This window comes from Streptomyces sp. NPDC090088, from assembly GCF_044747345.1.
Taxonomy (GTDB): Bacteria; Actinomycetota; Actinomycetes; order Streptomycetales; family Streptomycetaceae; genus Streptomyces.
Window position 1 is genome coordinate 1,143,532 of sequence record NZ_JBIVDZ010000002.1, and the last position, 12,473, is coordinate 1,156,004.

At 71.5% G+C, this 12,473-nt stretch carries 12 protein-coding genes; 5 read left to right on the top strand and 7 right to left on the bottom strand.

The features are described 5' to 3' along the window. Nucleotides 1-136 precede the first annotated feature (136 nt). Both scy and mce read right to left on the bottom strand, forming a co-directional pair. Nucleotides 137-3,985 (bottom strand): polarized growth protein Scy, encoded by a 3,849-nt coding sequence (gene scy, locus ACIPSJ_RS13955; RefSeq protein WP_401345710.1) that lies wholly within the window; start codon nt 3,983-3,985, stop codon nt 137-139. 222 nt (nt 3,986-4,207) lie between these two features. Beyond that, nucleotides 4,208-4,648: a methylmalonyl-CoA epimerase gene (mce, locus tag ACIPSJ_RS13960; RefSeq protein WP_351714588.1), complete on the bottom strand. Its 441-nt coding sequence runs from the start codon at nt 4,646-4,648 to the stop codon at nt 4,208-4,210. Nucleotides 4,649-4,797: 149 nt separating this feature from the next. Here mce and ACIPSJ_RS13965 point away from each other — a divergent pair, with 149 nt between their 5' ends. The 3 genes from ACIPSJ_RS13965 to ACIPSJ_RS13975 all read left to right on the top strand — a co-directional run bounded on the left by ACIPSJ_RS13965 (nt 4,798) and on the right by ACIPSJ_RS13975 (nt 8,424). Next, nucleotides 4,798-6,003 (top strand): acetyl-CoA C-acetyltransferase, encoded by a 1,206-nt coding sequence (locus tag ACIPSJ_RS13965; protein ID WP_359224226.1) that lies wholly within the window; start codon nt 4,798-4,800, stop codon nt 6,001-6,003. A gap of 39 nt (nt 6,004-6,042) precedes the next feature. After that, nucleotides 6,043-6,999 carry a methylmalonyl Co-A mutase-associated GTPase MeaB gene (gene meaB / locus ACIPSJ_RS13970; protein ID WP_359224228.1) on the top strand — a complete coding sequence of 319 codons (957 nt, stop codon included), beginning with the start codon at nt 6,043-6,045 and terminating at the stop codon, nt 6,997-6,999. 156 nt (nt 7,000-7,155) lie between these two features. Continuing rightward, nucleotides 7,156-8,424: an MFS transporter gene (locus ACIPSJ_RS13975; protein WP_401345713.1), complete on the top strand. Its 1,269-nt coding sequence runs from the start codon at nt 7,156-7,158 to the stop codon at nt 8,422-8,424. 71 nt (nt 8,425-8,495) lie between these two features. Here ACIPSJ_RS13975 and ACIPSJ_RS13980 read toward each other — a convergent pair whose 3' ends face one another. The 5 genes from ACIPSJ_RS13980 to ACIPSJ_RS14000 form a co-directional block, all read right to left on the bottom strand. Further along, entirely contained in the window at nt 8,496-8,972 is a 477-nt protein-coding gene (locus ACIPSJ_RS13980) for a MarR family transcriptional regulator (RefSeq protein WP_355727435.1), read from the bottom strand. A 92-nt stretch (nt 8,973-9,064) separates the two neighbouring features. Beyond that, nucleotides 9,065-9,862: an AIM24 family protein gene (locus tag ACIPSJ_RS13985; protein WP_355727433.1), complete on the bottom strand. Its 798-nt coding sequence runs from the start codon at nt 9,860-9,862 to the stop codon at nt 9,065-9,067. Continuing rightward, complete coding sequence (locus ACIPSJ_RS13990; RefSeq protein WP_359224231.1) at nt 9,859-10,509, bottom strand: AIM24 family protein; 651 nt, start codon at nt 10,507-10,509, stop codon at nt 9,859-9,861. The genes ACIPSJ_RS13985 and ACIPSJ_RS13990 overlap by 4 nt, the downstream gene beginning before the upstream one ends. A 1-nt stretch (nt 10,510) precedes the next feature. After that, entirely contained in the window at nt 10,511-11,143 is a 633-nt protein-coding gene (locus tag ACIPSJ_RS13995) for an AIM24 family protein (protein WP_401346254.1), read from the bottom strand. A gap of 76 nt (nt 11,144-11,219) precedes the next feature. Then, nucleotides 11,220-11,546 (bottom strand): DUF6191 domain-containing protein, encoded by a 327-nt coding sequence (locus ACIPSJ_RS14000; RefSeq protein ID WP_359224233.1) that lies wholly within the window; start codon nt 11,544-11,546, stop codon nt 11,220-11,222. A gap of 135 nt (nt 11,547-11,681) precedes the next feature. Here ACIPSJ_RS14000 and ACIPSJ_RS14005 point away from each other — a divergent pair, with 135 nt between their 5' ends. Both ACIPSJ_RS14005 and ACIPSJ_RS14010 read left to right on the top strand, forming a co-directional pair. Beyond that, the gene (locus ACIPSJ_RS14005) at nt 11,682-12,026 is read left to right on the top strand and encodes a DUF3817 domain-containing protein (RefSeq protein ID WP_401345716.1); all 345 of its coding nucleotides are present in this window, start codon (nt 11,682-11,684) and stop codon (nt 12,024-12,026) included. Further along, nucleotides 12,023-12,316: an MTH1187 family thiamine-binding protein gene (locus ACIPSJ_RS14010; RefSeq protein WP_401345718.1), complete on the top strand. Its 294-nt coding sequence runs from the start codon at nt 12,023-12,025 to the stop codon at nt 12,314-12,316. The genes ACIPSJ_RS14005 and ACIPSJ_RS14010 overlap by 4 nt, the downstream gene beginning before the upstream one ends. Nucleotides 12,317-12,473: the final 157 nt, after the last annotated feature.

The following is a 12,473-nucleotide window of genomic DNA, read 5'->3' on the forward strand; positions in this document are numbered from 1 at the left end:
TGTGTCATCGAGCGGATACGTGTTTGATCTGGAGAATGACACCCCTTTTGAGTGGCGACCTGTGAGATCGCTTGCCAAAGCCTCTGCCGCAGATTTAATCAAAAGCCCCAGAACACTACAGAACCGACTCCGGTCTCTAGCCTTCTGATGCCTTGCCACCCGATCGGGGCGCGCCCACCGAACTGCCCGCCTTGACTCCGCCGTCCTTGCCGGCCGACGGGGTCTCGAAGGACTCCAACGCCTCCAGGACGTCCTGGACACGGGAGATCTCGCCGTTGATGTTCTCCCGCCGGCGCTCCAGGATCTCCAGCTCGCGCTTGCCCTCCTCGACCGTGCGGCGGGCCTCGCGGATCGCCTCGGCCTTGAGCTCCTCGGCCTCCCGCACCAGCGTGGCCTTCTTCTGCTCGGCCTCCTTGAGCAGCCCCTCCGCCTTCTTGACGGCGGCGATCCGGACCTTGCCCGCCTCGGAGTTGGCCTCCGAGACCAGATCCTTGGCCTTGGCCTGGGCCTTGGCGAGCTGCTCCTCGGCGGCCTTGATCAGCGCGTCGCAGCGGTCGCCGGTGGACTTCATGGTCTCGGCGGCCTCGCGGCGGGCCCGCTCGTGCAGCTCCTCGATCTCGGTGGTGATGCGCTCGCGCAGCTCCTCCGCCCGCTCCCTTATGGCGGTGGCGTCCCGGCGGGCACCGACGAGCAGCTCGTCCGCGTCCGTACGGGACTTCTCCACCCGCGCGTTGCCCTCGACCGTGGCCTCGGACACCAGCCGGTCGGCCTCCTTGCGGGCCGCGCCCACCATGGTGTCGGCCTGCGACTCGGCGTCCGCGGTGGTCTTGTGGGCCTGCGCCTGCGCCTCGGTGAGCAGCTTGTCGGCCTCGGCGGTCGTCTCGTTGATCAGCGTGTCGACCTGCTCGGCCACGTCCTGGCGCCGCTTGTTGGCGTCCTTGCGGGACTCGTCGAGGGTCCGCTCGGCCTCCTCGCGCGCGGAGTTGAGCAGGCGCTCGACCGCCGCCTCCGCGTCGGCCTTGAGCCGCTCCGCGTCGTTGCGGGTGCGGTCGGCGTGCAGCTGGGCGGAGCCGACCGTCTCGGCGGCCTCGGCGCGCAGCCGCTCCGCGTCCCCGGTGGCGTCCGAGATCAGCTTCTCCGCCTTGGCGATCGCGTCGGCGCGGACCCGGTCGGCCTCGGCGATGGTCTCGTTCTGGAGCAGCTCCGCCTCGTTGCGGGCCTCCGTGATCAGGGTGTCGGCCTGGGTCGCCGCGTCCGAACGGATCCGGTTGGCGTCCTCCCGGGCCTCGGCGCGCGAGCGTCCCGCGTCCTGTTCGGCCTGGGCGATGGTGTCGGAGGCCTCGGTGCGCACCCGCTGGGCGTGCGCGGACGCCTCCGAGCGCAGCCGCTCCGACTCGGCCATGGCGTCGGCGACCGTCCGCTCGGCCAGCGCCTTCGCCGCCTCGGACGCCTCGCTCGCCTCGCGCCGGACCCGGCTCGCGTCCTCGCTGGCCCGCTCCCGCTCGGCGTAGGCGTCGGCGCGGACCCGGTCCGACTCCTCCTCCGCCTCCCGCCGGGTGCGGTCCGCCACGTGCTCGGCGGCCGAGCGCAGCCCGGAGATCTCCTCCTGCGCCTGCTCGTGCAGCCCGGAGACCGAGTCGCGGACCTGCTGTGCGTGCTGCTCGGCGGCCGAGACCATCTCGGTGGCCCGTCGGTCCGCCTCCTCGACCAGCCGCACCGCCTCGGCCTGCGCCTCCTCGACCCGGTTACGGGCCTGGGCCAGCAGATCCTCGCTCTGCTCGCGGGCCCGCTCGCGCTCCTGGTCGGCCTCCTGGCGGGCGGAACCGAGCAGCTCCTCGGCCTCGCGGCGCCGCCGGGCGGCCTCCTCCTGCGCGGCGGCCAGCGTCTCGGACGCCTCGGTGGACAGCCGCTCGGCCGCCGCCTGCGCCTCGGCACGCACCCGGTCGGCGGTGTCCTGGGCCTCCTGCTTCAGCCGCTCCGCCTCGGCCGCGGCCTCGGACCGCAGCCGTACGGCGACGGCCTCGCCCTCCGCGCGGGACGCGGACGAGTCGGCGGCCGCCTCGTCACGCAGCCGCTGGGCCTCCGTCTCGGCCTGCTGCTGGAGCGTACGGATCCGCTCGGCGGCCTCGGACCGCAGCCGCTCGGTCTCCTCGCCGGCCTCCCGGCGGATCCTGGCGGCCTCCTCGCGGGCCTCCGTGAGCGCCTGCTCGGCGCCCGTGAGCCGGTCCTCGGCCTCGGTGTGCAGCCGGGTCAGCTCGTCGGCGGCCTCGGCGCGCCGGGCCTCGACGCCCCGCTCGGTCTCCGCGCGCAGCTCGTCCGCGGCCCGCTCGGCGTCCGCCTTGAGCCCCTCGGACTGCTCCAGGACCTCGGTACGGTGCCGCTCGGCCTCCTGCCGGGTGCGCTCCAGGGTCTCCTCGGCCTGCCGGCGCAGCGTGGTCGCGCGCTCGATGGCCTCGGTGCGGACCTTCTCGCTGTCCGTGGTGGCCGTCTGCCGCAGCTCGTCCGCGTCGGCCTTGGCCTTGGCGAGCAGCTCCTCGGCGGACCGGGCCGCCTCCTCGATCTGCTGGACGGTCTCGCGCCGGGCCTCGGCCCGGATCGACTCGCCCTCGGCGACCGCGTCGGCCCGCAGCTGCTCGGCCTCGCCGCGCAGCCGGCGGGCCTCCTCCTGCAGCTCGACCGTCTTGGCGCGGTACTCCTTGGTGTCGTCCTTCGCCGCGCCCTTGAGGCCCTCGGCGGTGTCGTGCGCCTCGGCGCGCAGCCGGTCCGCCTCGGCCTCGGCCTCGGACCGGATCCGCTCGGCCTCCTCGACGGCGCCCTTGGTGGTCTGCCTGGCCTCCTCCGAGGCCCGGTTCAGGACGTCCTCGGCGGTCTTGGCCGCCTTGGACAGCTGGGAGGCGCTCTCCTCGGCGGTGAGCGTACGGGCCTTCTCGGAGGCCTCCGCGATGATCTTCTCGGCCTCGGCCCTGGCGTCCGCGACGACCTGCTCGGCCTCCGCCTTGGTCGCCTCGGCGTCCTTGGTGGCCTCGCTGACCAGCCGGGCGACCTGCTCCTTGGCCGTCTGGGTGCGCTGCTGGTTGGTGGCCTCGGCGCTGGAGAGGGCCTTCGAGGCGTTCGCCTCGGCCTCGGTGACCAGCTTCTCGGCCTCGGACTGCGCCTTGCGCAGCGCCTCCTCGGCCTCCGCGATCCGCTGCTCGGCGGCCCGGCTCAGCTCACCCGCCTGCCGACGGGCCGAGTCCGACTCCGTCGCGGTGGAGTTACGGAGCTGCTCCGCGTGGTCGGTGGCCTCCTGGGCCTGGGTGGACGCGGCGTTCAGCAGCCGCTCGGCGTCCCGGCGGGCGCGCAGCAGGATCTGCTCGGCCTCGGTGCGGGCCGCCTCGGCGTCGCTGGTCAGCCGCTGGCGGGCCTCGTCGGTCAGCCGCTGGGCCTCGGCCCGGGCGGCCGTCATGGCCTGCTCGGCCTCGGCCCGCGACTCGTCGAGCAGCCGCCGTGCCTGCGACTCGGTCCGGGCCCGCAGCTGCTCGGCCCAGGCCACGTTCTCGTTGACGTGCGACTCGACGGTCCCGCGGCGTTCGGCGAGCTCCTGGTCCAGCTGCTGGCGGCGGGTCACCGCCTCCTGGTGCAGCTCGGCCTGGAGCCGCGCGGCCTGCTCGGCGTGCTCCTGGAGGATCCGCTGGGTCTGCGCCCTGGCCTCGGCGGCCACCCGCTCCGCCTCCTGGCGGATCTGGTCGGCCTGCATCTGGGCGTTACGGAGCAGCTGCTCGGCGTGGTAGCCGAGGTCACCGCCGTCGAACGCGGGCCGGGACATGATGGTGCGCCGCGCCTCGTGCAACTTGGCGCGCAGCACCTCGACCTGGTAGCCGAGGTCCTCGGCATGCTGGATCGCCTTTTCCCGCTCGGTCTTCAGCCGTTTCATCTCGGCTTCGAAACGAGTGAGGTGGTCGACGTCAGCCGCCGGCTCTCGCTCCTGGCTCTCGTAGCCCCGCACTGCGCGGTCCCATCCGTCCCCTGGTCGCAACCTTCTCCGAACGAGCTCCGTCCATCCGCCGAACGGGGCCCCCGGGGAATGGTGTCAGATCAACGGCGGAGCACGGGCTGCTGCCCCGACGCTCGTCCCCCGAAACCCGGACCCCGGCATGCGGCCGCCCCGGCCCTGCGAACGTGCGAAGGGACGACCCGCCCCAACCCTACCGGCCCATATGTACGAGGGTCAGTGCTCAGGTGACTCAACAGCCGCCGAAGTGACCAGTTCTGTCAGTACGCCGTGGCAATCCTTTGGGTGCAGGAAGGTGATCCGCGACCCCATGGAGCCGATCCGTGGCTCGTCGTACAGAACGCGTACGCCCTTGGACCGGATGTCGGCCGCGTCCCCGTCCACATCCGCCGTACCGAAGGCGATGTGGTGCACGCCCTCGCCGTTCTTCGCGAGCCACTTGCCGACCGCCGAGTCCTCCCGCGTCGGCTCCAGGAGCTGCAGGTAGGAGGCGCCCCCGTCGGACGTCTCGTTGATCTTGAGCATGGCCTCGCGCACGCCCTGTTCCTCGTTGACCTCGGTGTGGAACACCTCGAAGCCGTACGTGGCCTTGTAGAACTCGACGGTCGCGTCGAGGTCGTGACAGGCGATCCCGATGTGGTCGATTCGCGTCAGCATGGATTCAGTGCAGCGCTACGACGATGGTTACGCAACGTGCCAGCGATCACACTGACGGCCCGATGACGGCACGGAGTGCCACGCAATACATTCGAAGTAAACCCTCGTTCACTCCTCGGCAGTGCAGCCGGTAAGGGGATTCACCGCTCATGACCTCTGGAACCTCTGGAACCACCTCGGTGATCGTCGCGGGCGCCCGGACGCCCATGGGACGACTGCTGGGCTCGCTGAAGTCCTTCTCCGGAGCCGACCTCGGCGGCTTCGCGATCAAGGCCGCCCTCGACCGTGCGGGGATCGGGGGCGACCAGGTGCAGTACGTGATCATGGGTCAGGTGCTGCAGGCCGGCGCCGGCCAGATCCCGGCCCGCCAGGCCGCCGTGAAGGCCGGCATCCCGATGAACGTCCCGGCGCTCACCATCAACAAGGTGTGCCTGTCCGGCCTCGACGCCATCGCGCTGGCCGACCAGCTGATCCGCGCCGGCGAGTTCGACATCGTGGTCGCGGGCGGCCAGGAGTCCATGACCAACGCCCCGCACCTGCTCCCCAAGTCCCGCGAGGGCTTCAAGTACGGCGCCATCGAGATGCTCGACGCGATGGCCTACGACGGCCTCACCGACGCCTTCGAGAACATCGCCATGGGCGAGTCCACGGAGAAGCACAACACCCGCCTCGGCATCCTGCGCCCCGAGCAGGACGAGATCGCCGCCCTGTCCCACCAGCGGGCCGCCGCCGCGCAGAAGAACGGGATCTTCGAGGCCGAGATCACCCCGGTCGAGATCCCGCAGCGCAAGGGCGAGCCGGTCGTCTTCAGCAAGGACGAGGGCATCCGCGGCGACACCACCACGGAGTCCCTGGGCAAGCTGCGCCCCGCCTTCACCCGCGACGGCACCATCACCGCCGGCACCTCCTCGCAGATCTCGGACGGCGCCGCCGCCGTGGTCGTCATGAGCAAGGCCAAGGCGGAGGAGCTGGGCCTCCAGTGGCTCGCCGAGATCGGCGCCCACGGCAACGTGGCCGGCCCGGACAACTCGCTCCAGTCCCAGCCGTCGAACGCCATCGGCCACGCGCTCAAGAAGGAGGGCCTGGAGGTCGGCGACCTGGACCTCATCGAGATCAACGAGGCCTTCGCCGCCGTCGCCGTCCAGTCAATGAAGGACCTCGGCGTGTCCACGGAAAGGGTGAACGTCAACGGCGGCGCCATCGCCCTCGGCCACCCCATCGGCATGTCCGGCGCCCGGCTCGTCCTGCACCTCGCCCTGGAGCTCAAGCGGCGCGGCGGCGGGGTCGGCGCGGCCGCGCTGTGCGGTGGCGGCGGCCAGGGTGACGCACTGATCGTGCGGGTACCGAAGGCCTGAGTACGTTTCCCTGAGCGAACGCGCGCGAACGGAGCTGTGATGCAGGACGTCTCCACACTGGTGGCCCAGGCCAGGGCGGGCCGGCCCCGTGCGGTGGCCCGGCTGATCTCCCTGGTGGAGGGGGCGTCACCACAGCTCAGAGAGGTCATGGCGGCTCTGGCGCCACTGACCGGGAACGCGTATGTCGTAGGCCTGACGGGCTCCCCGGGAGTCGGTAAGTCGACCTCCACCTCGGCGCTCGTCAGTGCCTACCGCAAACAGGGAAAGCGGGTCGGCGTCCTGGCCGTCGACCCGTCCTCCCCCTTCTCCGGGGGCGCCCTCCTCGGCGACCGCGTCCGCATGTCCGACCACGCCTCGGACCCCGGCGTCTACATCCGCTCGATGGCCACCCGCGGCCACCTCGGCGGGCTCGCCTGGTCCGCCCCCCAGGCCATCCGGGTCCTGGACGCGGCCGGCTGCGAGGTGATCCTCGTCGAGACCGTCGGCGTGGGTCAGTCGGAGGTCGAGATCGCCTCCCAGGCGGACACCTCCGTCGTCCTGCTCGCCCCCGGGATGGGCGACGGCATCCAGGCCGCCAAGGCCGGAATCCTGGAGATCGGCGACGTCTACGTCGTCAACAAGGCCGACCGGGACGGCGCCGACGCCACCGCCCGCGAACTGAACCACATGCTGGGCCTCGGCGAGTCCCGCGGCCCCGGCGACTGGCGCCCGCCGATCGTCAAGACGGTCGCGGCCCGCGCCGAGGGCATCGACGAGGTCCTGGAAGCCCTGGAGAAACACCGCGCCTGGATGGAGGAGCGGGGCGTCCTCGCGGAACGCCGCCTCGCCCGCGCCTCCCGCGAGGTCGAGACGATCGCCGTGACCGCCCTGCGCGAACGCATCGGCGACCTCCACGGAGACCGCCACCTGGGCGCCCTCGCCGAACGCGTCGTCGCCGGCGAACTGGACCCGTACCGCGCGGCGGACGAACTGGTGGCGGGCCTGACGGAGGGCTGACGGCGGCCTGACCATGGCCGGTCCCCGGCCGCCGCTGCTAACTTGACCGGCATGTTCCTCTCCTGTGCGTAAGAGCGCACCCCGCGCCGCGAGCACCCCGTGTGCCGCGGCGCGCTCCGGTGTCCCCTCTTCCGCCTCCGCCAGAGGAACCCCCTCATGTCCGCGCTGACCTCATCGCGCCCTTCACCTGCCCGGCGGCCCTCGTACGCCGCCGTCCTGCGCGTCCCGCACGCGCGCCGCACCTTCCTGGCCGCCCTCGCGGCCCGTCTCTCCTACGGCACGGTCTCGCTGTCCGTACTGCTCTCCGTGACCAGGGCGACCGGCTCCTACGCCGTCTCCGGTCTGGTGATGGCCCTCTTCGGCGGCACGGTGGTCGTCCTGCTGCCCGTCCGCGCGACCCTGGTGGACCACTACGGCCCACGGCGCGCCCTGCCGCCCCTGGCAGCCGCCCACAGCGCGCTGCTCTGCCTTCTGGCCGCCCTGACCTGGCGCCCCGGCGCACCCCCGGCGGCCCTCGCCACGGCCGCCGCGCTCACCGGCTGTGTCGCACCGCCGCTCGGCCCCACCATGCGGGCGGTGTGGGGCCGGCTGGTCGACGACCCCGCCCTGCTGCGGCGGGCGTACAGCCTGGACGGGGTCGCCGAGGAACTGCTGTTCGTGTCGGGCCCGGCCCTGGTGGGCCTGCTGCTGCGGTTCGGCCCGCCGCCCGCGGGGCTGCTGCTCAGCGCGGTGCTGATGCTCACCGGCACGTGTGCGTTCGTGAGGTCACCGGCGGTGCGGGGAGCGGTCCCGCCGAAGAGGGAGAAGGGGCGGTCGCCCGGTCCGTTTCCGGCGGCGCCGGTGGTCGCGGCCGCCGGTCTGGGACTCGCGCTGAGCGCGGCGGACCTGCTGGTGATGGCGTTCGCCGAGCAGCGGTCGTACGGCTACGGGCTCGTCCCCTGGGTGCTGGCCGCGCTCTCCGCGGGCAGCGCGGTGGGCGGGCTGCTGAACGGGGCGGTGGAGTGGCGCCGCCCGGCGGGGGAGCGGCTGGCGTGGCTGTCGGCGGGGCTGGGGGCGGCCCTGGTGGTCGCCGGGCTGGCGCCGGGGATGTGGACGCTGGCCGGGGCCATGGCGGTGGCGGGGGTGTTCGTGGCTCCGATCCTGACCACGGCGTATCTGCTGGCCGACGAGACGGCGGCGGAGGGGGAGCGGACCCGGGCCGGGGCGTGGGTGAACGCGGCGGTGAACGCCGGGAGTTCGGGTGGGTCGGTGGCGGCGGGGGTGGTGCTGGGGGCGGTGCCGCTGGGGGTGTGCTTCGCGCTGTCGGGGAGTGTGGCGGTGGTGTCCGCCGTTGGGGTGCGGGTTGTATCCCGGCTGCGGGGCGGTGGGGGCTGGTCGCGCCCGCGCGGCGGTAGCCGCACATCCGATACAGCCCCGCGCCCCTGACGGGGCGCTGCAGCGAGCGGCGGACGAGACCTGAACCCTCGTCCGCCGCTGCCTTCAGGTGCTGTCTGTCGTCACGGGCGCCCGCGCTGGCCGCGCAGGTGCTCGGCGATGGGCTTGAGGCCCTTGTCCAGCTCTATGAGTGCCTCCGGCGACAGCAGGTCGATGAAGTGCCGTCGCACGGAGGCGACATGATGTGGCGCCACCTTCTTCATGGTCTCCATGCCGTGCTCGGTGAGGACGGCGAACAGCCCCCGGCGGTCGGACTCGCAGTTCTCGCGGCGGACCAGGTTCGCGTTCTCCATACGGGTGATCTGGTGGGAGAGCCTGCTCTTGGACTGGAGGGTCGCGGACGCGAGGTCGCTCATCCGCATCCGGTACTCGTCCGACTCGGACAGATTCACCAGGATCTCGTAGTCGTTCATTGTCAGGCCGAACGGCTGCAGGTCCTTTTCGAGCTGGTACGTCAACAGCCTGTTGACCTCCAGGTGGGTGCGCCAGGCGCACTGCTCCGCATCGGTCAGCCAGCGCGTGGCCGTCTCGGTCTCCATGTATGAAGTCTACCTAAAATGTTGAAAGGCGAACTAGTGACGGTGGTGTGACTGTGCGCACGCGTTCGATGTCACACTCCGCAGACTACCGCTCACAGCCCGAAGCGACGCTGGAGGTCCCCCAGCTGTCCGGGAAGGCGCGGTGTGCCCTGCTGCTGTGAATGACCTGTGAAGGGCCCGCCTCCGCCGGGTACTCCGGGCTCGTGCGGAACCGCTCCCGTGGCCTGCTCGGCCATCAGGGTCTCGGTGGACTGGAGCAGGACCGTACCGGCCCCTACGAACTCGAACTGATGCTCCTCTCCGGAGGCCCCGCCGAGGCCTGTCAGTGCACGTAGACCGCCCATGACACCGGTCATGTAGCCGTGGTCGTAGTGGTGGCACGGGGAGGGGCAGTCGGCCCATCCCACCAGCGCCTGCGGGTCCACCCGGATCGGGGGTTCCATGAACACCACCGGACCGTTAGATGCAGCCACAAACTTTCCGGTTCCGATAAGGGTCAGAAAACCCGGCACGATCGACTGTTTGAGCGCGAGACTTGGCTGAAAAGCGAGCAGGTTGCCGGAGCGAATGGTCAGGTTGCCGTCGTCGAGGTCGTACGAATTGACGTCGAAGGCCCGGTCGGCGAGGAGCATCTTGCCCGAGCCCTCCGCCACCACCCAGTCGCTCGCGTGCAGAGGCGAATGGAACGAAGTGCGGACCAGACGGTCCAGCCGGCCGTGTCCGACGCCGTTGAAGTCGATCGAACCGTAGTAGGCGATCATCTTCCCCTTCTGCAGGAACCACTGGCCGCTCTTGAGCTCCACGCAGAAGGTGTATTTGTTGACGTTGTCGTCGACGGGGAGGGTCATGGGGTCGTACACGACCGGGCCGGCCGCTCCGTATGCGCTCACAGCTTCTCCTCGGACGCCTGCACGTACACCATGCCGTTGCCGCTGAGCTCCAGCTGGAACGCCTCGCCGGAGCCGCGGCCCACCATGTCCCGCCAGCCGAGCGCGGACGAGAGTTTGTTGCGCACGTCGCCGTGGTGGGCGACGTAGGCCTGGGGGTCGACATGGACCGGGCGCTGCGGGGTGATCGGGATCTCGAAGACCCCGCCGTGGGCCATCACGGCGACCGCGCCGTGGCCCTGGAGGGTCGTGGTGAACAGGCCCTGGCCGGTGACCTGGCCGCGCACCATGCCCATCACCCCGCCCTGGGAGCCCATGAACATCGTGCCCTGCTGGAGCGTGCCCTCGAAGGCGAGCAGCCGGTCCGCCTCGACGTAGAGGGTGTCGCCGGTGAGGGTGATCACGTGCACGTGGTGGCCGCCGTGCCCGAAGAAGACCGTGCCGCTGCCCTCGACCGACATGAGCGGGGTCGCCTCGCCGGCCACCCGGCGGCCGAGCATCGACATCACCCCGCCCTGGCCGCCCTGGATGTTGGGCGTGAAGGACACCTCGCCCTTGTAGGCGAGCATCGCCCCGCGCTGGCTGTACAGCCGCTGCCCGGGCAGGACGGTCGCCTCGACCATCTTGGAGTTCACCTCGCGCAGTGCCATGTCACACATCACCCGCGATCGTGTTCCGCTCGCTCGGCTGCACGTACACCAGGCCGTCCCCCTCGAACCGGATCTGGAAGGCCTCCCCGCCGCCCTCCCCGAAGAGCGTGCGGAATGTCACACCGGACTGGAAGGACTGGCGGAGGTTGCCCTGGTGGGCGATGTACGCGCCCGGGTCGACGGTGAGCGGGTACTGCGAGCTCACCCGGAGCACGACCGCCGGGCCGTCGGACGTGATCGCCGCCTGGCCGTGGCCCTCGACCGTGGTGGTGAACAGGCCGTTGCCCTGGGAGGCGCCGCGCAGGCCGGTGAAGGTGGTGCCGGTGCGCAGGCCGGCGTCGGTCGCGAGCAGGTTGCTCGACTCGACGTACAGCTTGTCGCCCTGCAGGCCGACCAGGTTGATCTCGGACGCGCGGTCCGCGAACCAGCACGTCCCGTGCCCCTTCACCTCCATCACCGTCATCTGCTCGCCGGTGAGCCGCCGGGTCACCATCCCCCGCAGTCCCTCGCCGCCGCCGCTCAGCTTCTTGAACGCCATCTGCCCGTCGTACGCGACCATCGAGCCGTTCTTCGCCTTCACGGCGTCCCCGGTCATCTCGACGGCGAGCACCTTGCTTCCTTGAAGTCGGAACATCGCCACGCTGCGAAGGTAGCCGCAGGCAGACGGCGGCGACAGGTCCCGTGGGTGGACCTCGACCCGGATCCACCCCTTAGGGGCGGGCCCCGCGCTCGCCGGGCAGGCGTATCACGGCGGTGCCGGCCGTCAGGTCGACGGTGGAGCGGGGCGGGGCGCCGTCCTCCTCGTCGTCGCGCAGCACCAGCGCGCTCTGCCGCTCCTTGAGCTCGTTCTGCTTGCCGGGGGAGAGGGCCGCGTGCAGCTGCTCGAAGCCCGTCGCGGAGATCTGGCCCTGGCGCGCGGAGTTCCGCCAGGGCAGCACCCCGGCCCGGCCGGCCCGCATGAGCAGCTGGTCCACGAAGGCCAGGACGGTGAGCACCACCACCAGACCCGGCAGGGTCATGAAGAAAACGAACTGCATCCCGCCCCGTCCCCTCCGTCGAGGGACCCGGCCTCCCACCCCCGCGCCGGACGGGCGAGGCTCCTTTGCCACAATGGGTGAACGTTTGTGCTCGCGTTCACAAAGAGTGGACGTCACTCCCACCGAAGGTGACTCGTGGACATCAAGACCGCCACCGCCATCCGCCGCCTCCGCCTGGTCTCCGCCCCGGAGGCCGTGTCCTTCCTGATCCTCCTCGTCTGCTCGGTGCTCAAGCGGACCACGGACTTCAACGCGGTTCCCGTGATGGGCGCGGTCCACGGTGTCCTGTTCATCCTGTACGTGATCTTCTGGGCGGACGCCTGGAACCGCGCCAAGTGGCCGCTGGGCACCGGACTCCTCTACTTCGTCCTCTCCGTCCTGCCGGCGGGTGGTTTCTTCGCGGAGCGCAAGCTGCGCCGCGCCGCCGAGGACGAGGTCATCGCCGCCCGCGCCCGCCAGGAGGGCGTGGTGAAGGCATGATCGTCGCCTTCTCCGTGACGCCGCTGGGCGTGGGCGAGGACGTGGGGGAGTACGTGGCCGACGCCGTCCGGGTCGTGCGCGAGTCCGGGCTGCCCCACCGCACCGACGCCATGTTCACCTCGATCGAGGGCGAGTGGGACGAGGTCATGGACGTCGTGCGGCGTGCCGTCGCCGTCGTCGAGGAGCGCGCCCCGCGCGTCTCCCTGGTCCTCAAGGCGGACATCCGGCCCGGCGTCACCGACGGGCTGACCAGCAAGGTGGAGACGGTCGAGCGGCACCTCGCCGAGTAGTCGACCCTTCCCCGGCCTTCCCCGGCCCCTCCCTCGGCCGTCCTTCGGCTCTCCCGGAAACCCCGGCCCGCGCGGGCCGGGGTTTTCTTCGGCCCCGCGATTGAGCGATCGCTCAAAAGCGAGTACCGTCCTGTCCGGGGATTTGAGCGACCGCTCA